This window comes from Enterobacter sp. ENT02, assembly GCF_019219165.1.
Taxonomy (GTDB): Bacteria; Pseudomonadota; Gammaproteobacteria; order Enterobacterales; family Enterobacteriaceae; genus Enterobacter; species Enterobacter mori.
Genome location: NZ_JAHUWD010000001.1, coordinates 965,967 through 990,216, shown reverse-complemented (window position 1 = coordinate 990,216; position 24,250 = coordinate 965,967). Strand labels below are relative to the sequence as shown.

Annotated in this window: 21 protein-coding genes and 1 tRNA gene; 7 read left to right on the top strand and 15 right to left on the bottom strand. The window is 54.4% G+C overall.

Annotated features, from left to right (window positions below):
• Positions 1-164 precede the first annotated feature (164 nt).
• On the top strand, positions 165-1,814 hold the full coding sequence (gene mqo, locus KW829_RS04525) for a malate dehydrogenase (quinone) (protein WP_089597942.1): 1,650 nt from the start codon (positions 165-167) through the stop codon (positions 1,812-1,814).
• 135 nt (positions 1,815-1,949) lie between these two features.
• Here mqo and eco read toward each other — a convergent pair whose 3' ends face one another.
• Entirely contained in the window at positions 1,950-2,450 is a 501-nt protein-coding gene (gene eco, locus KW829_RS04520; RefSeq protein ID WP_218307689.1) for a serine protease inhibitor ecotin, read from the bottom strand.
• 208 nt (positions 2,451-2,658) lie between these two features.
• Here eco and KW829_RS04515 point away from each other — a divergent pair, with 208 nt between their 5' ends.
• Positions 2,659-2,919: a DUF2534 family protein gene (locus KW829_RS04515; protein WP_010433451.1), complete on the top strand. Its 261-nt coding sequence runs from the start codon at positions 2,659-2,661 to the stop codon at positions 2,917-2,919.
• A 126-nt stretch (positions 2,920-3,045) separates the two neighbouring features.
• Positions 3,046-4,233: an MFS transporter gene (locus KW829_RS04510; protein ID WP_218307688.1), complete on the top strand. Its 1,188-nt coding sequence runs from the start codon at positions 3,046-3,048 to the stop codon at positions 4,231-4,233.
• 35 nt (positions 4,234-4,268) lie between these two features.
• Here KW829_RS04510 and KW829_RS04505 read toward each other — a convergent pair.
• The 3 genes from KW829_RS04505 to KW829_RS04495 form a co-directional block, all read right to left on the bottom strand.
• A tRNA-Pro gene (locus KW829_RS04505) sits at positions 4,269-4,345 on the bottom strand.
• A gap of 73 nt (positions 4,346-4,418) precedes the next feature.
• On the bottom strand, positions 4,419-6,176 hold the full coding sequence (yejM, locus tag KW829_RS04500) for an LPS biosynthesis-modulating metalloenzyme YejM (protein ID WP_010433458.1): 1,758 nt from the start codon (positions 6,174-6,176) through the stop codon (positions 4,419-4,421).
• 19 nt (positions 6,177-6,195) lie between these two features.
• A complete protein-coding gene (locus KW829_RS04495; RefSeq protein WP_001135586.1) occupies positions 6,196-6,423 on the bottom strand; it encodes a YejL family protein in 228 nt (75 codons plus the stop codon).
• Positions 6,424-6,557: 134 nt separating this feature from the next.
• Here KW829_RS04495 and yejK point away from each other — a divergent pair, with 134 nt between their 5' ends.
• The gene (gene yejK, locus KW829_RS04490; RefSeq protein WP_008500957.1) at positions 6,558-7,565 is read left to right on the top strand and encodes a nucleoid-associated protein YejK; all 1,008 of its coding nucleotides are present in this window, start codon (positions 6,558-6,560) and stop codon (positions 7,563-7,565) included.
• Positions 7,566-7,617: 52 nt separating this feature from the next.
• Here the strand turns inward: yejK and rplY are convergent, their stop codons facing one another.
• Positions 7,618-7,902 (bottom strand): 50S ribosomal protein L25, encoded by a 285-nt coding sequence (gene rplY, locus KW829_RS04485; RefSeq protein WP_010433464.1) that lies wholly within the window; start codon positions 7,900-7,902, stop codon positions 7,618-7,620.
• 125 nt (positions 7,903-8,027) lie between these two features.
• On the bottom strand, positions 8,028-9,788 hold the full coding sequence (locus KW829_RS04480) for a DEAD/DEAH box helicase (protein WP_100165857.1): 1,761 nt from the start codon (positions 9,786-9,788) through the stop codon (positions 8,028-8,030).
• Positions 9,789-9,939: 151 nt separating this feature from the next.
• Here KW829_RS04480 and rsuA point away from each other — a divergent pair, with 151 nt between their 5' ends.
• The 3 genes from rsuA (at position 9,940) to KW829_RS04465 (ending at position 12,484) form a co-directional block, all read left to right on the top strand.
• A complete protein-coding gene (rsuA, locus tag KW829_RS04475) occupies positions 9,940-10,647 on the top strand; it encodes a 16S rRNA pseudouridine(516) synthase RsuA (RefSeq protein WP_108416614.1) in 708 nt (235 codons plus the stop codon).
• 16 nt (positions 10,648-10,663) lie between these two features.
• Positions 10,664-11,860, top strand: coding sequence for a Bcr/CflA family multidrug efflux MFS transporter (locus tag KW829_RS04470; RefSeq protein ID WP_042714271.1), 1,197 nt, complete (start codon positions 10,664-10,666; stop codon positions 11,858-11,860).
• 279 nt (positions 11,861-12,139) lie between these two features.
• Complete coding sequence (locus tag KW829_RS04465; RefSeq protein ID WP_010433471.1) at positions 12,140-12,484, top strand: YejG family protein; 345 nt, start codon at positions 12,140-12,142, stop codon at positions 12,482-12,484.
• A 3-nt stretch (positions 12,485-12,487) separates the two neighbouring features.
• Here KW829_RS04465 and yejF read toward each other — a convergent pair whose 3' ends face one another.
• From yejF to KW829_RS04420, 9 genes are all read right to left on the bottom strand, one after another.
• A complete protein-coding gene (gene yejF / locus KW829_RS04460) occupies positions 12,488-14,077 on the bottom strand; it encodes a microcin C ABC transporter ATP-binding protein YejF (protein ID WP_218307687.1) in 1,590 nt (529 codons plus the stop codon).
• Complete coding sequence (locus KW829_RS04455) at positions 14,078-15,103, bottom strand: ABC transporter permease (RefSeq protein WP_010433477.1); 1,026 nt, start codon at positions 15,101-15,103, stop codon at positions 14,078-14,080.
• The gene (locus KW829_RS04450) at positions 15,103-16,197 is read right to left on the bottom strand and encodes a microcin C ABC transporter permease YejB (RefSeq protein WP_218307686.1); all 1,095 of its coding nucleotides are present in this window, start codon (positions 16,195-16,197) and stop codon (positions 15,103-15,105) included. The genes KW829_RS04455 and KW829_RS04450 overlap by 1 nt, the downstream gene beginning before the upstream one ends.
• Positions 16,198-16,206: 9 nt before the next feature.
• Positions 16,207-18,012 (bottom strand): extracellular solute-binding protein, encoded by a 1,806-nt coding sequence (locus tag KW829_RS04445; protein WP_218307685.1) that lies wholly within the window; start codon positions 18,010-18,012, stop codon positions 16,207-16,209.
• A 64-nt stretch (positions 18,013-18,076) separates the two neighbouring features.
• On the bottom strand, positions 18,077-19,630 hold the full coding sequence (locus KW829_RS04440) for a cyclic di-GMP phosphodiesterase (RefSeq protein WP_218307684.1): 1,554 nt from the start codon (positions 19,628-19,630) through the stop codon (positions 18,077-18,079).
• A 127-nt stretch (positions 19,631-19,757) separates the two neighbouring features.
• Positions 19,758-20,327, bottom strand: a complete 570-nt coding sequence (gene mepS, locus KW829_RS04435; protein WP_010433488.1) for a bifunctional murein DD-endopeptidase/murein LD-carboxypeptidase — start codon at positions 20,325-20,327, stop codon at positions 19,758-19,760.
• A gap of 434 nt (positions 20,328-20,761) precedes the next feature.
• Positions 20,762-21,457: a phosphatase PAP2 family protein gene (locus KW829_RS04430; RefSeq protein WP_029485150.1), complete on the bottom strand. Its 696-nt coding sequence runs from the start codon at positions 21,455-21,457 to the stop codon at positions 20,762-20,764.
• Between the two features lie 33 nt (positions 21,458-21,490).
• A complete protein-coding gene (locus KW829_RS04425) occupies positions 21,491-22,477 on the bottom strand; it encodes a GTP-binding protein (protein WP_218307683.1) in 987 nt (328 codons plus the stop codon).
• 124 nt (positions 22,478-22,601) lie between these two features.
• Complete coding sequence (locus KW829_RS04420) at positions 22,602-24,068, bottom strand: mannitol dehydrogenase family protein (RefSeq protein WP_010433495.1); 1,467 nt, start codon at positions 24,066-24,068, stop codon at positions 22,602-22,604.
• Between the last annotated feature and the right edge of the window lie 182 nt (positions 24,069-24,250).

Below are 24,250 nucleotides of genomic sequence, written 5' to 3'. Positions count from 1 at the left end.
GCCAGTTGCCAGCGTAATCCCCTACAAACAATCCATCATTAAATTTCACAATTACAATAATTTCGTAACCTTTAAACAATATTTAAAAGTTGTTACCGTGCCCCCGCAGCTTTTTTCACCTGCAATTTCCACGCATCAAGCACTTTTACACTAAGGCATAAATTATGAAAAAAATGACTGCCATGCTCTTTTCTCTGGCCGTGGGGCTTAACACCGTCTCAATGGCGGCGAAAGCAGACGCACCAAAAGAGCAGGAAACGGACGTCCTATTAATTGGTGGCGGTATCATGAGCGCCACGCTGGGAACTTATCTGCACGAACTGCAGCCGGACTGGTCCATGACCATGGTTGAACGCCTCGATGGCGTGGCGCAGGAGAGCTCTAACGGCTGGAACAACGCCGGTACCGGACACTCGGCACTCATGGAACTGAACTATACGCCGCAGAAAAAGGACGGTTCCATTAGTATCGAGAAGGCGGTAGAGATCAACGAAGCGTTCCAGATCTCACGCCAGTTCTGGTCACACCAGGTCAACAGCGGCGTGATGCACGATCCGCACTCCTTCATTAACACCGTACCGCACATGAGCTTTGTGTGGGGCGACCAGAACGTCAACTTCCTGCGCGCGCGCTATGCCGCTCTGCAGCAGAGCACCTTGTTCCGCGGGATGAAATACTCTGAAGATCATGCCCAGATCAAGGAGTGGGCGCCGCTGGTGATGGAAGGTCGTGACCCGAATCAGAAAGTGGCGGCGACCCGTACCGAAATTGGTACTGACGTCAACTACGGTGAAATTACCCGTCAGCTGGTCGCGTCTCTGAAGAAAAAAGAGAACTTCAATCTGCAGCTCAGCACCGAAGTGCGCGGCTTTAAGCGCAACGCGGACAACAGCTGGAGCGTGACCGTTGCCGATCTGAAAAACAATGAAGCCGAACACGTGATCAAGGCGAAATTTGTCTTCATCGGTGCCGGCGGTGCGGCGCTGAAGCTGCTGCAGGAGTCCGGTATTCCTGAAGCTGACGACTATGCGGGCTTCCCGGTCGGCGGCCAGTTCCTGGTCTCTGAAAACCCGGAAGTGGTGAACCGTCATCTGGCGAAAGTGTACGGTCAGGCTTCCGTGGGCGCGCCACCGATGTCCGTTCCGCACATCGACACCCGTATGCTTGATGGTAAACGCGTCGTACTGTTCGGGCCGTTCGCGACGTTCTCCACCAAGTTCCTGAAAAATGGCTCCCTGTGGGATCTGCTCAGCGCAACCACCACCTCTAACGTGAAGCCAATGATGGACGTGGGGCTGGATAACTTCGATCTGGTGAAATACCTGATTAGCCAGGTGATGCTCTCTGATGACGATCGTTTCGAGGCGCTGAAAGAGTACTATCCGCAGGCGAAGAAAGAAGACTGGCGTTTATGGCAGGCGGGTCAGCGCGTACAAATCATCAAGCGCGATCCTAAAGAAGGCGGCGTGCTGCGTCTGGGTACCGAAGTGGTGAGCGATAAAGATGGCACCATTGCCGCGCTGCTGGGTGCGTCACCGGGTGCGTCTACCGCTGCGCCAATCATGCTGCACCTGATGGAAAAAGTGTTTAAAGATAAAGTCGCCAGCCCGGAATGGCAGGCGAAGCTGAAAACCATTATTCCATCATACGGTACGAAGCTGAACGGTAACGTGGATGCGACGGAGCAGGAGCTGGAGTACACCAGCCGTGTACTGCAGTTGCAATACGTGAAGCCACAGGCGGCGGATGCTGCGCCAAAAGCGGAGCTGAAGCCTCAGGCGGAAAACAAACCGGTTGCGGATATCGCGCTGTAAGATAAAAGCAAAACGGCAACATACGTTGCCGTTTTTGGTATTTCCCCCCTCTCCCTGTGGGAGAGGGTTGGGGTGAGGGCATCAGAACGCACCCTTTCCGGGTCGGGTAAGGCGAAGCCGCCACCCGACTTATATTTAACGTACTACGGCTTGTCCAATGTTCTCATCTGCCTTCCACACGCGATACTTCACTTCCACGTTTTCAGGCGTATAGACCACGATCGGCAACTTGCTGTTATAGCGCAGCAGGCTGTTATCACCCAGATACGCGGTGACAAATTTCTTCTCTTTTTTGCCGTCCGGGCACGCCATCATGGTGGAAACCGGCGACGTCACTTTGTCGAAGACATAGTAGTCGTAACCCCAGCCTTCCAGGGTTTTGCTTTCCAGCTGACCGCCCAGACGGTGCTGGTTGCAGTCCACTTCCAGCGTCTTGCCGATTAACAGCTCGACTTTAAAGTTCGCTTCTTCCTGCTGCGCCGGTAACTGAATTACCTGACGTTTCATCCCTTTTTCCGCTTGCGGATACGGTGCGACTTTTTCAAGCGGCTGTTCACTTTGCGTGTTACTGGCGAAAGCCCCGGTGCTGACACAGGCGGCGATAAGAGCGATAGCAAATTTAGGTGCGTTTTTCACAGTCATTCCTTTCAGTCAAAACGATCCTGCCGAGATTAACATAACCACCATGAATGATTGGAGTGATTTACTTATATTTTCATTGAGTGCAGTGTAATAAACTGCATTTTTGCATTAAAAATGGTTTTTAATGCTGGTATGGAGTCGGTGGGGAGATCGTGTTATTTTAAGCCTCAGATAATGTTATTCATCTGTAAAGGGAAGAGAGATGGTTCGCGCAAAACTGAAAACACCTGAAGGCCGTAAATTCCTGCTGGCGCTGCTGGTTGTGTTTATGATTGCTGCTGCATGCGTTGGACGGGCAACCATTGTTGGCGTCATTGAACAGTACAACATTCCCCTCTCTGCATGGACGACCAGCATGTACGTTCTGCAATCGGCGATGATCTTTGTTTACAGCCTGGTGTTCACCGTTCTGCTTGCCATTCCGCTGGGCATTTTCTTCCTGGGCGGACGCGATAAGCACTGATCGTTTATCGGCGAGAATCAAGCCAGCCTCCCGGGCTGGCTTTTTTTATGTCTGATGATATTTATTCGCATTTCCAGGATATTCTGTGTCGAACGAGATTGTTCTACAGAAAGCAGGAGATGCTCAATGTTATCCCGGTTTGCAACGCTCAGCCGGATCCCGAAAGGAGTCTGGGTTGTAGGTGGAGTTAGCATGTTGATGGATATCTCCTCGGAGATCATTCACAGCCTGCTGCCGTTGTTTATGGTCACAACGCTCGGTGCCAGCGTGATTTTCATCGGTCTTATTGAAGGTTTGGCAGAAGCCACGGCGCTGTTTATTAAAGTCTTTTCCGGTGCAATCAGCGACTACCTCGGCAAGCGAAAAGGGCTGGCGGTGTTGGGCTACGGGCTGGGCGCGCTGAGCAAACCGCTGTTCGCCACCGCCTCGTCGTCCGGCATGATTCTGGGGGCACGACTCATCGACCGGGTGGGGAAGGGCATCCGCGGCGCACCGCGGGACGCGCTGGTCGCTGACGTGACGCCGCCCGAACTGCGCGGTGCGGCGTTCGGTCTGCGCCAGTCTATGGATACCATCGGTGCATTTCTTGGCCCCTTGCTGGCCGTCGGGTTAATGCTGCTGTGGAACGACGATTTTCGCACCATATTCTGGATCGCTGTGATCCCCGGCGTGCTCGCCGTAGCGTTACTTTTCTTCGGACTTCGTGAACCGAAAACCCCTGTCGAACATAAGCGAACCAATCCGATTAAAAAAGAGAACCTGAAGCGGCTGGGCAAAGGCTGCTGGTGGGTCATTGGACTGGGGGCCGTCTTCAATCTGGCTCGCTTTAGTGAAGCGTTTCTGGTGCTTCGCGCGCAGCAGTCGGGCGTCCCGCTGGCGTTGATCCCACTGGTGATGGTGGCTATGAACCTGCTCTATTTCCTTTCAGCCTATCCTTTTGGCAAGCTCTCAGACTCAATGAGCCACACCCGGCTGCTGCAGTGGGGGTTGGTGGTATTGATAGGTGCCGACGTTGTGCTGGCGCTGAGTTCCCACTGGGGCGGGATTCTTTTAGGCGTCGCGCTGTGGGGCTTGCACATGGGGATGACGCAGGGACTGTTGGCGGCAATGATTGCGAAAACTGCACCAGCGGATTTACGCGGCACCGCCTACGGCATTTTCAGCATGGTCAGTGGCGTTGGCTTGCTTATTGCCAGCGTGGGGGCAGGAGCGATCTGGGAAGCGGCAGGCGCAGAATATACGTTTTATGCCGGGGCGGTGATTTGCCTGGCTACGCTGGTTTACTTGCGTAAAACGCCGGACGCGCTGCAATAAAAAAACCAGCCGTGAAAGGCTGGTTTTAAAAGTTTTGGTCGGCACGAGAGGATTTGAACCTCCGACCCCCGACACCCCATGACGGTGCGCTACCAGGCTGCGCTACGTGCCGACGCATGAAAAGAATACTACTCGATTCCTTTTTGAATGCAAGGGGAAGAACGCGCTAACTGGTTTATTATTAATCAGTTAGCGATAAACCGTTTCTCGTCCGTCAGGACCTGCAACAGCAGGCTGAGCTGTGGTTTTTGGTCCTTCAGCTTCTCGCCCTTCAGGTTATAGGTCTGATAACTCCCGTTACTGTTCAGTACCAGCGTCAGCTCAGGCGTCGTGACCGCCAGCGTATTGCCACCTGCGGCAGTCACCCAGTTGTGACGACGAGTGGCGCTAAAGAGATCTTGTCCCTGAGAGTACTCGTTAGCCGGCGTGCTGACGTGCAACAGGCGCTGCATCAATGTGGTCATCACATCTTTATGATCGGTAAGCATATTGATGCGCTGCGCAGGGGTACCCGGCCAGTGAACGATCAGTGGCACATGCAGGTTCGGACGTGACCAGGCCATGCTCTCCATATCGTCGCCCAGTGGCACGCCATGGCCCGCAGTGATAATCACTACCGTATTGTCCAGCTTGCCCGAGTCGTTCAGAGCGGTCAGCACGCGCGCAATTTGTGCATCAACATCACCTGCCGCACGAGTGTAACGACGGGTGAAGCCTTTCTGATTGCTGTCATCCGTAGTGCCGTTAAACGCAACCCAGGAGAACCAGCGGTTATCTTCCTGAGCGTAGCGCTGCAGCCAGTTAATCCACTGGTTTGCCGTCTGGGTGTCAGACTGGCTCTGCGCGGCAGGCAGAGAGAAATCAGAGAGCAGAGCCTGACGGTACAGCGAACTGTTGAAGCCATCGGACGCGAACAGCCCCAGCTGATAACCTTGCTGGTTAAGCCCGGTAATCAATGCTGCTGGCGTGCGTGAAGACAGTACGCCATCCATGTAGCTCGGCGATATCCCATAGAACAGGCCGAAAATACCCGCGTCGGTTGAGTTGCCCGAGCTCATATGCTGCGTAAAGGTGATGTTCTTATCCGCGAACGCCGCCAGTGCGGGCATCTGCTTCTCGTAGCGCGAATAGTTCAGACCATCAACGGTGATCAGCAGAACGTTTTGCCCGCGGCCCATGTCGCGATAGCGCAAATCGCTCAGCGGATACTGCACGCTGACCGCTTCCGGATTACCTTGCTCGACCAGGCGGCGCTGATACTCCTGCGCATCCAGCAGACCGTGTTTCTCAAGGAAACGGCGTGCCGTCATCGGATACGAGAGCGGCAGGTTGGCGCGCTGCATGGTGATAGGACGATAGAAGTTCGCATCCGCCCAGATATACATGAGGTGCGAACTGATGAATGAGATGAAAAAGAGCGCGGCAACGGGCTTCGCGTAATGGCGCCGCCGGGTGAGGCTTCGCAGCTTCTGCCAGCTCCAGGTGGCAAACAGCATCTCAATCAGAAGAATAATGGGCACGCTGATAAACATCAGCTGCCAGTCACGTGCGGTCTCGTTCTGATCGGGGTTAATGACCAGCTCCCAGACAATAGGGTTGAGATGCAGGTGGAAACGGGTAAAGACTTCGCTGTCGATCAGCAAAAGCGTCATGCCCGCGGTCGCAAGGATGGCGGACAAGAACCGCATCAGACGCTGCGACATGACGATAAACGTCAGAGGGAACAGGATGAGCAGATAGGTGGCGAAGACCAGAAAGCTAAAGTGACCGACCAGGCTTATCCAGGAGTAAACACGTCCGATAAGCGTGGTGGGCCAGTCCGCCACAAACAGATAACGGCAGCCGAGAACCATCGCCAACAGAATGTTGAACAGGGCAAACCAGTGCCCCCAGCTGACCATCTGGGAGACTTTTTCACGGTAGCGCTGACGATTCGTCACCATAAACTGTTGTTCGTTTCCCTTAGTGTGCCTGGTCGTCGCTAACCGAGGACTGCAGTGCCTGGGCGAAAGATTTGGCGATCGCCTGACGTTGAGCCGGAGCAACGCTGGTGTTGATAAGGTTGGTAACCATATTTCCCAAAACCATCAGGGAGAGATCGGTTGGCGTTTTATGTTTTTCCAGTACGTTGACAAGCTCACTGAGCAGTTGTTCAACGTGTTCGTCACTGTAGCGGGAATGTTGTGGCATAAATCAAAATCAGTTTGTTGAGAGAAGGGCGACATATTACCGTAGCAACAGCTTTTTTTCCCCTTTTTTATCTTCTGTTGCACACATGCGCTGGTGGTGGTTGAATACCGCCCGGTCTAAAAGGAGAGTTTATCATGAGTCTGGAAATCAACCAGATTGCCTTGCACCAGCTTATCAAGCGTGATGAGCAAACCCTTGAAGTGGTGCTGCGCGATTCGTTACTTGAACCCACGGCGACCGTTGTGGAAATGATGGCGGAGTTGCACCGCGTCTACAGTGCTAAAAATAAAGCCTATGGTTTGTTCAGCGAAGAGAGCGAACTGGCGGATAGCCTTCGTCTTCAGCGTCAGGGCGAAGAAGATTTCCTGGCATTCAGCCGTGCCGCAACCGGGCGTCTGCGTGACGAGCTGGCAAAATATCCGTTCGCCGATGGCGGTATCGTCCTGTTCTGCCATTACCGTTACCTGGCGGTGGAATACCTGCTGGTGACCGTCCTGAACAACTTAAGCAGCATGCGCGTGAATGAGCAGCTGGACATCAGCTCGACGCACTATCTGGATATCAACCATGCGGATATCGTGGCGCGTATTGATTTGACCGAGTGGGAAACCAATCCGGAATCGACCCGCTATCTGACTTTCCTGAAAGGGCGCGTGGGGCGCAAAGTCGCCGATTTCTTTATGGACTTCCTCGGCGCCAGCGAAGGTCTGAATGCCAAAGCGCAGAACAAAGGTCTGCTGCAGGCGGTTGATGATTTTACGGCGGAAGCGCAACTCGATAAATCCGAGCGTCAGACCGTGCGTCAGCAGGTTTACAGCTACTGCAACGAGCAGCTACAGGCAGGCGAAGAGATTGAGCTGGAATCACTGTCAAAAGAGCTGGCAGGTGTGAGTGAAGTCAGCTTCCAGGAATTTACGGCTGAAAAAGGCTATGAACTGGAAGAGAGCTTCCCGGCGGACCGCAGTACGCTGCGTCAGCTCACCAAATTTGCCGGTAGCGGCGGTGGATTAACCATCAACTTTGACGCCATGCTGTTGGGGGAACGCATCTTCTGGGATCCGGCCACCGACACGCTGACCATCAAAGGCACGCCGCCGAACCTGCGCGATCAGCTGCAGCGCCGCACCTCTGGCGGTAAATAGCAGCCATAAAAAAACCCCGCAGAAGCGGGGTTTTTATTCGACGAGTTTGCGATTACGCGCGAACGAAGTCGATGTGAGACAGTTTTGGCTTGAACGGGTGACGCTGTACAGCCTGAACTTTCACTTTTTCTTCTTTACCGCCAACAACGATGGTCAGAACTTCGCTGTAGAATTCAGCTTTGGTCTGCAGGTTCCATACTTTGTCGTGGTCCAGTTCGATTGCAACTGGAGCAGCTTCGCCACCGTAAACGATAGCTGGGAACTTGTTGGCGTTACGCAGGCGGCGGCTCGCACCCTTACCCTGCACGTTACGTACTTCTGCTTCGATAGTGAACATTGATTTCTCTCTGTATTTAAAACCCTACTACAGGCGACCCAGCAGCAGGTGAGTGTTCTGCCTCACGGATGTGAAGCGGGCGGCATTTTATACTCAAATGCCCCTCACATCAACGAAAAGTCCCGTTAACCGCGCAATTCATTTGCCCGGCGGAAGCGTCCTTCGTAGTCGAAGACCTTCTCACGCACCTGCCAGAACTGGCCTTTCCTGCGGGCGACAACAAAATCCGGGTGGCGCAGCAGCGCCTGCTGATGAACGATATCGGCAACGGTTATCCAGCGCAACGGCACCCCCGGCGTACGGGTGTGCGGGCGGATAAAGAGCTGCTCAAAAGCCGTTCGCTGCGCCGGTGTGTGCACCCGAAAACGCTCGCTGACGTCTGCGCCATCCTCATCGTAGTAGGTGATTTTCAGCCATTCGCCTTTTTCATCCGCACCGGGCTGCAGCGCCATGCCGGAACAACGCAGCACCAGGGCATCTTTCAGCTTCAGCGCAGCCTTAAGCATGTCATCAGGGTCGACCAGGATCGTGTCACACTCCCGGCAGCGACGGGCGGCAATATCGTTTTCGGCATTGCACTGCGGACAATTTTTAAAGCGGAAACGAAAATCGCACTGCTCGCGATGGCCTTCATCGTCTTCAAACCAGCCCTGACAGCGGCGGCCAAAGTGTTCGATCAGCGTACCGTCAGCGGTCGTTTTCCCCCAAAAGGTATTGGCAAACCCGCAGGCGGGACAAAACACCTGGACCGGCACGTTGTCACTTTTGCCTTTCGGTGTGCCGACCTCAGGGGAGTACAGATCGTGCGGATTCCCGGCGTAATCCAGAATCAGGCAGTCGGTTTTGCCCGGCGAGAGGCGCAGGCCGCGGCCCACAATCTGCTGATACAGACTCACCGATTCGGTCGGGCGTAAAATAGCAATCAGGTCAACGTGCGGCGCATCAAACCCGGTGGTTAACACCGACACGTTGACCAGATAGCGAAACCGCTGCGCTTTGAAGGCCTCGATCAGGCTGTCGCGCTCCGGACCGGGCGTTTCGCCAGTGATCAACGCCGCGTCGTCAGCGGGCAGCAACCCGGTAATTTCTCGGGCATGCTCAACGGTGGCCGCAAAGATCATCACCCCTTTGCGCGTCTGCGCAAACTCTTCAATCTGGCTGATGATGTGCGGGGTAATGCGCTTTTGTTTTTTCAGCTCCTGATTAAGATCGGCCTCGCTGAATAACCCGTTGCTTTGCGCCTGCAGGCGGCTGAAGTCGTACTGCACCACCGGCATATCCAGCCGCTCCGGCGGCGTCAGATAGCCATGTTTGATCATGTAGCGCAGCGGAAGCTCATAAATGCAGTCGCTGAACAGGGCTTTCGCATCCCCGCGCACCATGCCGTGATAATGGAAGTGATAAATCCAGCCTTTCCCCAGACGAAACGGCGTGGCCGTCAGGCCGAGAAGGCGAATGTGAGGGTTCACTTCCTTCAGATGCGTCAGGATTTGCTGATACTGGCTGTCGTCGTCATCGCTGATGCGGTGGCACTCGTCGACAATCAACAGTGAAAACTCGCTGCGAAACAGGTCCAGGTTACGGGCGACCGACTGCACGCTGCCAAACACCACTTTGCCGTGACTCTCTTTGCGCTTCAGCCCGGCGGCGAAAATATCGGCCTCAAGTCCAAGCGCACAATATTTGGCATGGTTTTGCGCTACCAGCTCTTTAACGTGCGCCAGCACCAGCACGCGCCCGCGTGCCAGACGCGCCAGCTCGGCGATGACAAGGCTTTTGCCTGCACCTGTCGGGAGCACGATGGCTGCCGGTTCCCGATGTTTACGGAACCAGGCGAGGGTGGCGTCGACGGCTTCTTGCTGATAGGGGCGAAGTGTAAAAGTCATAGGGTCTCGGTTTCGTTATTCCGCACATAGTATGCCACGAAACTTTTTCCCTTGAGTGGCGCAACCAGACCATTATACTGAACCGTTCTTGACTGCTTCTTTTTCGGGCGCGTTGTCCGACTTCCAGCACCATTAAGGCTAAAAAGATTTCATGCGACTTGATAAGTTTATCGCTCAGCAACTCGGCGTAAGCCGCGCTATTGCCGGGCGCGAAATTCGCGCCAGCCGCGTTACCGTGGATGGCGACATTGTGAAAGACACCGCTTTCAAACTCCAGCCTGAACATCAGGTAGAGTATGACGGCAATCCGCTGACCCAGCAGCACGGTCCGCGCTATTTCATGCTCAATAAACCGGAAGGCTACGTCTGTTCAACGGACGATCCGGATCACCCGACGGTGCTCTATTTCCTCGATGAGCCAGTGGCGCACAAGCTGCATGCCGCGGGTCGTCTGGATATCGATACTACCGGTCTGGTGCTGATGACCGATGACGGTCAGTGGTCTCACCGCATCACCTCTCCGCGCCATCACTGCGAGAAAACCTATCTGGTCACGCTGGAGTCGCCGGTATCGGATGACACGGCAGAGCAATTCACCAAAGGCGTTCAGCTGCATAATGAAAAAGATCTGACCAAACCGGCGGTGCTTGAAGTCATCACCCCGACGGAAGTGCGTCTGACCATCAGCGAAGGTCGCTATCACCAGGTGAAACGGATGTTCGCCGCAGTGGGCAACCACGTTGTGGGCCTGCATCGTGAACGTATTGGTGCGATTGAGCTTGACCCGGAACTCGAGCCGGGCGAATACCGCCCGTTAACGGAAGAAGAGATCGCCAGCGTCGGTCTGCCTTCACGCTAAATTTCAGGAGAACTCTGTGACCACCAGGCCACACTCGTCTTTCAAAATCGTTTTCATCCTTGGCCTGCTGGCGATGCTGATGCCGCTCTCTATCGATATGTATCTGCCCGCGTTGCCGGTGATTTCCGCGCAGTTTGGCGTACCGGCGGGCAGCGCGCAGATGACGCTCAGTACCTATATTCTCGGTTTTGCTATCGGTCAGCTTCTGTATGGGCCGATGGCGGATAGCCTTGGGCGCAAGCCTGTTATCCTGGGCGGAACGCTGGTCTTTGCGGGTGCAGCCGTCGCCTGTGCGCTGGCGCAGAGTATCGATCAGCTGATTATCATGCGCTTTTTCCACGGTCTGGCCGCCGCCGCCGCGAGCGTGGTGATCAACGCCCTGATGCGCGATGTCTACCCGAAAGAAGAGTTCTCCCGCATGATGTCGTTCGTCATGCTGGTCACCACCATTGCGCCGCTGGTGGCCCCGATGGTCGGTGGTGCCGTGCTGGTATGGTTCAGCTGGCACGCCATTTTCTGGATCCTGGCGGTTGCCGCGCTGCTGGCCTCGGCGATGATTTTCTTCTTTATTGATGAAACGCTTCCCGTCGAGCGTCGGCAGAAGTTCCACATTCGTACCACAATGGGGAATTTTGCCTCGCTGTTTCGCCATAAGCGCGTGCTGAGCTACATGCTGGCGAGCGGATTCAGCTTTGCCGGGATGTTCTCCTTCCTGAGCGCCGGGCCGTTTGTTTATATCGAACTGAACCACGTTTCGCCGCAACACTTTGGCTATTACTTTGCGCTGAACATCGTGTTCCTGTTTGTTATGACCATCATCAACAGCCGCTTTGTACGGCGGGTAGGGGCGATCAATATGTTCCGCGCCGGGCTGTGGATCCAGTTCGTTATGGCTATCTGGATGGTGGTGAGCGCGTTCCTGGGGATTGGCTTCTGGGCGCTGGTGGTGGGCGTGGCGGCGTTTGTCGGCTGCGTGTCGATGATCTCTTCCAACGCGATGGCGGTCATCCTTGACGAATTCCCGCATATGGCAGGCACGGCGTCGTCACTGGCGGGGACGTTCCGCTTTGGGATTGGCGCTGTCGTTGGGGCGCTGCTCTCGATGGCCACGTTTAACACTGCATGGCCGATGCTGTGGGCTATCGCTTTCTGCGCAACCAGCTCCATTCTCTTCTATCTTTATGCCAGTCGGCCGCGTAAAGCCGCTCACTAAAGCACAATGAAGGCCCGATTCGGGCCTTTTTGTTGATGCATATCAACCAAAGCGCTGTTCGTTTACCCTGTGTTTGTTTCTTTTATGTAAAATCTATTTATGTAAAAAGTCACATCATTGTATTTAAAAAGGTTGAGTTAGATCGCAGAAACGGGTACATATAGCGCCCACGCGAGCCTGCAATGCCTATAAAAACCGCTAAATAGTGCAGGTTTGCAATCATGTGATACTATAAATGTAAATAAATTGTGAAGTAATTTTTGCTTCCGGGGAACGAACGTGAATACATTACAACTCTCCATTGTCCATCGCTTGCCCCAGAGCTATCGCTGGTCGGCGGGTTTTGCAGGTTCGAAAGTTGAACCGATTCCGCAAAGCGGCGCAGGGTGCGAGAATTGTCTGGTTGCGCTCAAACTGCTGAGTCCGAGCGACGAAAATGCATGGCCGGTCATGGAGCGCCTCAGTCAGGCGCTGACGGATATCGAAGTGGATAGCTCCGTGCTGGAATGCGAAGGCGAGCCTTGCCTATTTGTGAACAGCCAGGATGAATTCGCTGCCACCTGCCGTCTGAAAAACTTCGGCGTGGCGATTGCCGAGCCTTTCTCTGGTCAATATCCTTTCTGAGCGCTAGTCTGCTGACAGTAGCTGGCGCGTGTAGCTCTGCGTCGGCGCAGTGAATACGCGCTGGCACTCTCCCTGTTCGACGACTTCTCCCTGCCGCAACACAATCACCTGATGGCACAACGCCCGCACCACCTGTAAATCGTGGCTGATAAAGATATAGGCCAGCCGATGCTTCTCCTGTAACCCTTTTAACAGCGTCAGGATCTGCGCCTGTACGGTTCTGTCCAGTGAAGAGGTGGGTTCATCAAGAATGATCAACTCAGGTTTCAGGATCAACGCGCGGGCAATCGCGATGCGCTGGCGCTGACCGCCGGAAAATTCCGCAGGATAGCGGTGGCGCGTGGCGGGATCTAATCCCACTTCAGCCATGACAAGCATCACCTCTTCTTCACGTTGCTGAGCGCTCAGCGTGGGGCGATGAACGCGTAAACCCTCTTCAACAATCTGCAAAATACTCAATCTTGGGTTAAGGGAGGAGTTGGGATCCTGAAAAACAACCTGCATGCGTGGACGCACAGGCAACATCTGGCGACGGTTCCGGGTGTGAAGCGGCATGCCGTCAAAGAGGATCTCACCCTGCGAGGCGATTAAGCGCAGCAGCGCCAGACCGGTGGTGCTCTTGCCAGAACCCGACTCACCAACCAGCCCCAGCGATTCACCAGGACGCAGAGAGAAGCGGATATCTTTCAGAACCGGGTTCCGCTCGACAACGCGCCGTAAAATGCCTTTACGAACGGGAAATGAAACGCCCAGTCCCTCAACGCGCAGCAGCGGCTCGCTGTCGGCATCCAGGGGAACGGGATCGCCGGAGGGTTCGCTGTTGAGCAGGCGCTGCGTATAGGGGTGTTGAGGTGCCGTCAGCAGCGAGGCTGCCGTATTCTGCTCAACACATCGTCCGTTTTGCATCACCGCCACGCTGTCAGCCAGCTTTCTTACGATGCCCAGGTTGTGCGTAATAAACAGCAGACTCATGTTCAGCTCGTCACGCAGTTCCCGCAGCAGCGTCAATATCTGCGCCTGAACCGTCACGTCCAGTGCCGTCGTCGGTTCATCGGCGATCAGCAGTTCAGGACGCGTCAACAGCGCCATGGCGATCATCACGCGCTGACGTTCTCCGCCGGAAAGCTGGTGCGGAAAATCGGTCAGCCGTTTGGCGGCATTGCGAATGCCCGTGCGTTCAAGGCAATCGAGAATTTCACCCCGCGCCGCCTCTTTGCGCATGCCCCGGTGGAGTGACAGCACTTCGTAGAGCTGTTTTTCCAGCGTATGCAGCGGGTTGAGCGAGACCATCGGCTCCTGAAAAATCATGGCAATCTTATTGCCGCGGATCCCGAGCAGGGTTTGCTCATCCGCATGCAGCAGCGAACTACCATGGAACAGAATGTCACCCTGCGGATAGCTGACCGGCGGGGAAGGGAGCAGACGCAGGATGGAGAGGGCCGAAACGCTCTTACCGGAACCCGATTCCCCCACCAGCGCCAGCGTTTCGCCGCGCTGGATCTGCAGTGACAGGTCATTCACCACCGTGCGGGTCTCGCCCTGCTTCGAAAAGGCAATAGACAGGTTTTCAATGCTCAGAAGAGGTTGCGTCATCTATACCGCCTTGTCGGGATCAAAAGCATCGCGCACGGCTTCGCCAATAAAGATCAGCAGCGAAAGCAGCACGGCCACTGAGAGAAACGCAGTGATGCCAAGCCACGGCGCCTGAAGATTGTTCTTGCCTTGTAGCAACAGTTCGCCGAGCGATGGCGAGCCGAGCGGCAGCCCAAAACCAAGGAAATCAAGCGAGGTGAGGGTGGTGATGGAACTGCACAAAATAAAGGGCAGAAAGGTCAGGGTTGCGACCACGGCGTTGGGGAGCATATGGCGGAAAATAATCGCCCGATCGCTGACCCCCAGCGCCTGTGCGGCACGGATATAGTCAAAGTTCCGCGTGCGCAGAAATTCCGCGCGCACTACGCCCACCAGCGCCATCCAGCCAAACAGGACGGTGATCCCCAGCAGCCACCAGAAGCCAGGTTGCACTACGCTGGACAGCAGGATGATCAGAAACAGCGTTGGCATTCCCGACCAGACTTCAATGATGCGTTGCCCCCAGAGATCGAGCTTTCCGCCGTAATAGCCCTGAACGGCACCCGCGACGACACCCATCACGCTGGAAAAGAGCGTCAGCATCAGCCCGAAAAGCAGAGAGATCCGCGTGCCGTAAAGAATGCGCGCCAGCACGTCACCGCCGTTCGCGTCGGTTCCCAGCCAGTTCTGCGCGGAGGGAGGCGAAGGGAAGGGGGTTGAGGTGGCAAAGTTTATGCTGTTTGCGCCAAAGCGAATGGGGGCCCAGAGCGCCCAGCCGTGCCTGTCGATTTGATCGCGAAGCCACGGATCCTGATATTCAGCCGGGGTCGCAAACGGGCCACCAAAATCACTCTCGCTGTAGTTGTTCAACACAGGCACATACCAGCGGTCGTTAAAATGCACCAGCAGCGGCTTATCGTTCGCAATCAGCTCGGCGCACATGCTTAAGATAAACAGCACGGCGAAGATCCACAGCGACCAGTAGCCGCGGCGGTTGTGGCGAAAGCGTGCCCAGCGGGCCTGGTTGACGGGGCTTAAACGCGGCATCAGCGGCCCTCAAAATCGATTCGGGGATCGACCAGCGTATAGCTGATATCACTGATAATATTCAGCAGCAGACCAATCAGGGTGAAAATATAGAGTGTGCCAAACATTACCGGGTAATCGCGCGAGACGGTGGCCTCATAGCCCAGCAGTCCCAGACCGTTCAGGGAGAACATCACCTCTATCAGCAGCGAGCCGGTAAAAAACATACTGATGAAGGTGGCCGGGAATCCGGCAATCACCAGCAGCATCGCGTTGCGGAAAACATGCTTCCACATGATCTGTTTTTCACCCACGCCCTTTGCGCGCGCGGTGACAACATACTGTTTACGGATTTCATCAAGGAAGGCGTTTTTGGTCAGCATCGTCAGCGCTGCAAAACCGCCAATAACCGTCGCGAGCACAGGCAGCGTGATGTGCCAGAAATAATCGGTGATTTTTTGATACCACGGCAGAGTGCTGAAATCAGCTGACACCAATCCCCGGAGCGGGAAAATATCGAAATAACTCCCCCCGGCGAAAAAGACGATAAGCAGAACCGCAAACAGAAACGCCGGAATCGCATAGCCGATGATGATGAAGGTGCTACTCCAGATATCAAAGCGGCTGCCATTGTAGACCGCTTTTCGAATGCCCAACGGAATGGAGACCAGATAGATAATCAACGTTCCCCACAGACCAAGGGTGACGGAAACCGGCAGGCTTTGCTTAATTAACGTCAGCACGGATGCGCTGCGAAACAGGCTATCGCCAAAATCAAAGCGGACGTAATCCCAGAGCATCTTGAAATAACGCTCATGCAGCGGTTTATCAAAGCCGTAGCGATGGGTGATCTCGGCGATCACCTCTGGATCCAACCCGCGCCCGCCGCGGTAGTGGCTTTCGCTGATATTACCCACGCCGGTCCTTGCGTGACTCGCGCCCATCCCTTCACCGCCGCCGCCGGGCACTCCCCCGCTGTGGCCAAATTCCACGGCGGCGATAGCCTGATCCACCGGTCCGCCAGGGGCAATCTGGACGATGAAAAAGTTAATCGTGATGATGGCCCACAGCGTCGGGATAACCAGCAGCAAGCGGCGGATCAGATAAGCACCCATTGTTATTCCTTAACGCCGCTCTGCGGGCAGTTTGGCGGCTTTGTTCACGTCATACCACCAGGTATCGAAACCCAGCGTATAGACAGGGCGTACAGAGGGCAGCGAGAATTTGTCCCAACGGGCAAGGCGATCTTCGCCCATGTACCACATTGGCAGCATGTAGTAGTTCCAGGTTAACACCCTGTCGAGCGCGCGGCCAAGCGGAAGCAATTTTTCTTTATCGCCCTGCGCGGCCACGATTTTCTCAATCAGCGCGTCGATCGCCGGGCTCTTAACGCCGGGGGCATTGTAGGAGGAGTTGATATAGCTGGAGGCCCATGAAATTTGCAAATCGCCGCTGGGCCACGGCTGCGCGGCCCACAGGCTCTGCATCATATCGTAATCCCGGCTGCGCTTGCGGTTGGTGAGCTGAGCGATATCCACCTGGCGGATATTCAGAGTAATCCCCAGCCGGGCGAGATTCTGCTTAAACGGCAGTACCCACTGGTCATTTGCCCCTGAAGCGAGCAGGAGCTCGAAACTCAGCGGTTTGCCCGTTTGCACGTTCACCCGTTTTTGATTTTTCAGGTGCCATCCCGCCTCATCCAGCAGCGCGCTGGCTTTCAGAAGGTTGTCACGGTCAAAACCCTTACCGTCGGATTTAGGCGGTTCAAACACGCTCGTAAACACTTTTGGCGGGAGTTCCGCCTTCAGCGGAGCCAGCAAGACCAGCTCATCGGCATCAGGATAGTCACGAGCGGCATATTCAGTGTTCTGGAAATAGCTGTTAGCGCGGCTGTAGGCGCCGTAAAACAGCGCCTTGTTCATCCACTCGAAATCGAACGCCAGGGTAATCGCCTCGCGCACCCGACGGTCGCTGAATACCGGGCGCTGGATGTTAAACGCCAGCCAGCGGGTATCCTGGGCCGATTCATTTTTATGCTCGTCTTTAACGATGTAACCGTTGGCAAAGTTTTTCCCGATATAGCGCGTAGCCCAGTTTTTGGCACTGCTCTCCACGCGCAAATCAAACGCACCTGCCTTGAACGCCTCAAACGCCACGTTATCGTCAAGGTAATAATCATAGCGAAGGGTGTCAAAGTTCCAGCGGCCACGGTTTACCGGAAGATTTGCAGCCCAGTAATCTTTGACCCGGGAATAGACCACATACTGCCCCATTCGCCAGTCGGTAATGCGATACGGGCCACCCGCCAGCGGCGGCGTGGAGAGCGGGTCGCTCAGTTTGTGGTTTTTCCAGAAGGACTCAGGCATGACGGGCAAGGAGAACAGGCTCAGCATATTCTCTTTGTTTGGTTCGCTCAGTTCGATACGCACGGTGAGCGGGGCGATAGCTTTCACGGTGGTGCCTTTGTACACCAGACGGAACTGCGGGACCCCTTCGGTCATAAACTTGTGAAACGTGAAGGCCACGTCGCGGGCGCTTACCGGCGTGCCATCATGAAAACGCGCCTGCGGGTTGAGTGAAATTTCGGCCCATGCGAAGTTATCCGCGTACCGTACGTTTTCCGCCACCAGCGGGTAGTAGCTGCCCGGCTCATCGTCTGACGTCACAAACAGCGTGTCATAGAGGGACTCCGTACGCGCCGCCGCCACGCCGCGCAGGGCAAAGCGGTTAAAGTTATCGAAGGTGCCCGTGGCCGAGAGCGTCACGTTTCCGCCTTTAGGCGCGGCGGGGTTGACATAATCGTAGTGGGTAAAATTAACCGCGTATTTAGGTTCGCCAATCACTGCGAATGCCGTGCTCTCTTTGATGGTCTGCGCCTGGCTGGACAGGCTCACCACTGCCATTAACATCACTACGACGCGCATAAACATCTCGTGGCGGATCCTTCGTTCACATTAAAACTGAATAATAAGTGACGTCGCCGCCATTGTGAAATTATTCACCGGACATCATATCGGGTTGCCATGTGCGAAACTGCGCCAGCGGCATAGGGCGGCTGATCCAGTATCCCTGCAGGAAGTTAACGCCATGCTCGCGCAGCCAGGCCGCCTGCTCGGGCGTTTCCACCCCTTCGGCGACGGTGGACATGTTCAGTCGCCTTGCGAGGGTCAATACGGCATCAAGTACGGGCGATGTAACGGTTTCGGTTCCAATGGCATTGACAAAACCCCGGTCGATTTTGATGTAGTCCATTGTGAAATGCTCGAGATAAATCAGGGCGCTGTGGCCGGTCCCGAAATCATCAATCGCGATTTCAAAGCCTTCATTGTGCAGCCATTCAAAAAGCTGGTTGGCCTCGCGCTGATTAATCATGTCGCGCTCGGTGATTTCCAGTACCGTCTGGAAATGATCGGGCGGCAGCGAGGCGTTGAAGCGTTGCATATCTTCTTTAAAACTCTCCGCATGCAAATGCCCTGGCGCAATGTTTATCCCCAGCTTGGCTCCCGCAGGCAATACGCTTTGTAATATCGGTGCGTCACGAATAATGAGATCAAAAAGATGCAGCGTCAGAGGAACAATCAGCTTTTGCGCTTCAGCAAAGTTAATAAACGCATCCGGTGGGATTTCGCCCATCGTCGGGTGTTTCCAGCGCATCAGCACTTCCACACCGCGCATTTTCAGCTCTTTAGCATCGACCACGGGCTGATACACCACATAGAACTGATTGTGCTTAATCGCGGTTAAAATTTCCTTACCCGGATTCAGACGTATGGTCAGGATATAAAAATTGAGCGTTCCGGCGGCTATGCCGCACACCAGCCCGAAGAAGAGGGCGAAGAGGATTTCCTCGCTGGTCCAGGCTTCGGCATAGATCTTGATGGTCAGAGGAATGTCTTTCAGCGTGGCGGTGCGGGCGGCGTGTTCATGGAGATCTTCCGCCTTAACCAGCGTGCTGGACATTGTCGACAACGCGTTGTCGCCAATGATGATAGCAATACCCGCGAACTCGTCCTGACGCGCGGCATAGAGCAGGTACGGTGTCAGATTGAGATTCACCGAGGTAAAGACGCCGCCGTCCTTAACCAACGGATTACGGTACCAGATGGCAATGGCCGGTTTATTCGGCAGCATGGGCGTGCCGGACAGCAGGGCAATATCGATCGGTTTGTTGATGTGCAGCTCGGGTATAAGCGCTTCCATAGGGGAATTCATCGACCCTGTGGCGGAAGAGCAGAACGCTATTTTGTCTCTGACCAGCAGGAAGGCGCGCACATTAATACTGAAGGCAGCGCGTGAAGTCAGTTCAGCGTTAACCTCACGGCAATTGTTCAGCGTAAGCGGCTGGAGGAGATCGATAGACTCTTTTAGCTCTCCGAAGTAGCTCTCCATGTAGATGCTCACATCTTCAATCAGGGTATCGAATCTGACTTCCCGCTTGTGGTAACTCCAGAAAAACTGCAATGAGCCCAGGAGCAGGGCGACAAAGAGCCCTGTGACAATACTGAGAAACAGTATCTTGCGATGACTGGAAAAGTAGCGGGTGAACATAGAGATCGTGATTCCTGAGTAGCCGCTGAATGTATTCAGTGTAACGGGCAAAAAAAAACACCGCCGAAGCAGTGCTTTTTTTTATTATATCGCCAGCCAAGGGATAACCAACGATACAATCATCATATTAACTGCGGGTCAATACACGGCGCGCTTCGTTGTAGCGCTTCTTCCAGTATGGTTCATTCATGCTGGAAATGGTCACACCGCTGCTGGTGGAAGCATGAACGAACTGGTCGTTGCCAATGTAGATGCCAACATGTCGACCCGTAGAACCCGCACGGAACAGAACTAAATCACCGGTACGCAGTTTGGAACGCGAAATCGACTTGCCCGTCTCCTGCTGTTCATAGGTTGAACGCGGAAGATCTAACCCAAATTGTTCGCGGAAGGTTCGTTGTACGAAACTGGAACAATCAATGCCTTTTTTCGTGCTGCCGCCAAGACGATAACGCACGCCTTTCCAGTCAGCATACTGGTCCATAATACGGGACTTCACGTCCAGATTACGCACCATATTCTCAAATTCATCCTGAGAGGCTTGCAGTGACGAGGAATCTTCTGTTCCCACAACACGCGTCTCAGGATGCATATTCTTAGCGGTGTTCGATGTACTACATGCCGAAAGCAGAACCGCTACTGCTATCGCCGGGATCCCCCGCATGAAATATCTCAAAATCGGTTGAGATTTGACCATTTTGTTTATTTTCCCTTGAAGTCCTTAACGATAAATATCGTTATAAAAATGCCAAACGTGACGAGACTAATTAGCTGTTCACATTGAGACAATTCTTTCTGGTCAGATTTGTGGCGCAGTGCACAAATTTATTCACCATGATAATAATTATCTCAGTGGGGCAAAACGAGTTCGAGATTAACCGATTGCAAGGGGCATTGCGAGCAAAAAAGTCCGATTTTTTATAAGAAATTGTGATACCGAGAGTAAAAAAACGTAAATGCCCCAAAATGCCGTCAGAAGCGGCTCCAACTCAGGCAATTGCTTCATTTTCAACATGAATGAGATGACAAGAATATGACGGCGCGGGGCAATTGAAGAGAGGGGACTATCAGGGAACGAAATGATCCCCGATAGTTTGCGTTAATTACGATGGGTTATTTGTTTAGAACTTGTTACTTATCGCCAGGCAGGTAACGATTAAAAATGGCTATTAATCGATCGCTTAACGGCGTCATCAGCACCCATGGCAAACCAATCAGCACCGCAGAGAGCGAACCCACAACAATATCTGTCAGCCAGTGAGCGCCGATCATGACGCGCGGGAAAGCAAACACCACCACAATTACCAGCGCCGTCGCAAAGGCTTTTTTGCCAAAATAGCGCAGCATGAATGCTGAAAAAATAAGCAGCATCATACCGTGATCGCCGGGGAAACTGTCCTTAGACGCATCTTTAGTCGGGATATGCAGTAATTCGCTGACGCGGTGAATATCCGGGAAATAGAGCGAAGGACTTGCGCGTTTTACCGGCATCAAATGTTGCGCCAGCTGGTTAATCACTACCGCAGTCAGCAGCATGACCAGGCCTGTGAGCACTATGCGGCGACGTCCTGTTTTATCTTCTTTCAGCCAGAAAGAGAGCATCAGGCAGCCCATGGCCAGCAGTGAACAGCCGTCGAAGGCGCGATTGTTGGTAATCGCGACCAGCCACAGGAAGGTTTCACTCTTCACCAGCGCCTGGTTGAAGAAGTGGAAAATACCGGAATCCAGCGGGAACCAGAAACCATGGTTCACCGGCAGATACCAGGATAAAAAGAGTGCCAGACCGGCAGCATTCAGCAGCAGTATTAAGGGAAATCGAGTCGTCATAACGTTCAGCATCGTTTGAAATCTGGGGCAACGTTAGCCGTCGAAACTTAAACGAAGCTTCAACAGGTTGGTCTGCAGCGTGTTCCAGTCGGCGTTAACCGCACTAATTAACTCTATCCGGCTGTCCGGGGGGGCAACATTTTGCGTTTCGATAAAGAAATCTGCGCCCTGGCGATTGATGCGTACCAGCCCGTCCGGGGTTCGCATAATGCCTTTGACGCGATCGACCGGAGCAAGTCTGGCCCATTCCAGAATCCCGATGGTGTCGAAAACCGTATCGGCATCGAAGATCCATCCGCAAGCCTGGTAGCCCTGACCGCTGTTGAGATTACGACGCCAGCGCTGATGTTCCGGCAGGCTCAGGGCCGCCAGACCCTGCTTCACCGCGTGGCTATGCGCATGTTCCGCGCTGACGGGCAGTTCCGCCAGGTTCAGACGGGGGAGATCGAGCAGGGCATTGTCAATTTTGCCCTGAGTGGAGTGAACCCGTTGACGATCGCCGCCGAAATGTTGCCACCAGGCATCAAACGCGGCCTGGCTTTCAGCCGTTGCACGATCCTCTTTATTCGCCACGATGATATCTGCCGCGGCGAGCTGATCGCGGAAGTTTTCATTGGCCACGGCCTTCTCGTCCAGAAGCAGGCGCGGATCCAGAAGACACAGCGTGGCGCGCAGGTCGATCCACGGCTCGTAAACCGGGGCGGTCAGCAAATCGAGGATCTGCTTAGGGTGGCCCAGCCCGGTCGGCTCTATCAGCAGACGGTCCGGTTTACCCTGGCGCAGCAGCGTGTTCAGCCCGACCTGCATGGGTAATCCATTCACGCAACACATACAGCCGCCCGGGATCTCTTTGATCATTGCCCCGCTGTCAGACAGCAATGCGCCATCGATGCCCACTTCGCCAAATTCGTTGACCAGTACGGCCCACTTTTCTGCCGGGTCTTTATTCGCGAGCAGGTGCAAAATTGAGGTGGTTTTTCCGCAGCCGAGAAAACCGGTGATGAGGTTGGTTTTGGTCACATGCGCTCCCATGACTTACTGTGATGCTATAACAATTAGCCATCATCCTGGCGAAAAAAAAGCGTCATGAGAAGGGGGAAGGGCGAACGGAGAGGTTTTCCGTTCGCCTTAAGGGCAAGAATGGTTAAATATTTAACGTTTCAATAACAGCCTGACGCGCACCGTAGCGGGTCAGGCGCTGATATGCTTCGTTTACCGCATTTACAAAGACGCTATTGTGAGGCAGATCCTGTCCAAAGACTTCGCTCAGCGTCAGCAGGGCGTTCACGCGCTCCGCTTCACTGCTGGCCTTGACGATTGACTGGATTTTATCACTAAGCGGGTCGCGAACATCAATCGCGTCTCCGCGCTCATCCGTGCCGCTGACGTAGCGGATCCAGCCTGCAACCCCCAGCGCCAGCAGCGGCCACGCGCTTTTACGTTCGAGATGGACACGGATCCCATCCAGCATGCGCTGAGGCAGCTTCTGGCTGCCGTCCATCGCGATTTGCCAGGTTCGATGCTGCAATGCGGGATTCGCAAAACGGTCGATCAGGCTGTCGGCATAGGCCGTGAGATCCACGTCTGTGATGCGCAAAGTGGGAGCCTGCTCGTTCAGCATTACGCGGCGGGCGGCTTCGCGGAAGCTCGCATCCTCCATGCATTCATTGATATGCGCGTATCCGGCGAGGTATCCCAGATAAGCCAGAAAAGAGTGGCTGCCGTTGAGCATCCGCAACTTCATTTGTTCCCACGGGAGAACATCCTTCACCATCTGCACGCCTGCAGCTTCCCACTCAGGGCGTCCGGCGACAAAGTTATCTTCGACCACCCACTGGATAAACGGCTCGCAGCTGATGGCGCAGGGATCTTCAACGCCAAGTTCCTGCGTGATTTCCGCAAGCGAGGTCTCCGTTGCGGCGGGGACAATTCTGTCGACCATCGTGCCCGGGAAACTCACGTGGGCATCAATCCACCCGGCCAGCTCAGCGGAACGTTTTTGCGCCATCCCGAGCACGGCGTTTTTTACGACGTGGCCGTTGTCCGGGATATTGTCGCAGGAGAGAACGGTAAACGGCGGCAGGCCGCGTTCGCGACGGCGGTGAAGGGCTTCGACCAGGATCCCCGGTGCGGAATGCGGCTCGGTCGGGTTTTCCAGATCGTGTAGAATGCGGGTATTGTGCATATCCAGCTTGCCGGTCGCCGGATCGATGCAATAGCCTTTTTCCGTGATGGTGAGGGAGACAATCGCAACCTGCGGTTCGCAAAATTTCTCAATAATGGCCGCCAGCGAATCGAGTTTGGCATTCAGACATTCATGTACCGCGCCGACAACAATAGCCTGGTTCCCCTCCGCACCTTTCTCAAGCACGGTAAAGAGATGATCCTGCGCGCGTAGCTGGCTCATCAGTACATCACCGCTGAAGAGGCTAATTTCACAAATACCCCAGTCGCCTCCTTTCTCATTCAGCACCCGGTTTGTTAACAACGCCTGATGCGCGCGGTGAAATGCGCCGAAGCCAAAATGGACAATGCGCGAGCGTAATTGCTGGCGATCGTAGCGAGGCTGCTGCACGCGGGCAGGAAGCGAGGTGGAAGCAATTGTCTTCATGAAATATACACCTGATTAACCATTAATTAACAATGGCAGTGTAAAGTTATATGACAACAAATTGAATTGGTAAGCCTTAAATATCCCCGTTCTGTGAGTTTGATCAATCAATGTGTGGCGCTGTGTTGACCCTTCGCGGTAAACATGTATGGTAGTCGTCATTGCAGTAAATTATATTGGTA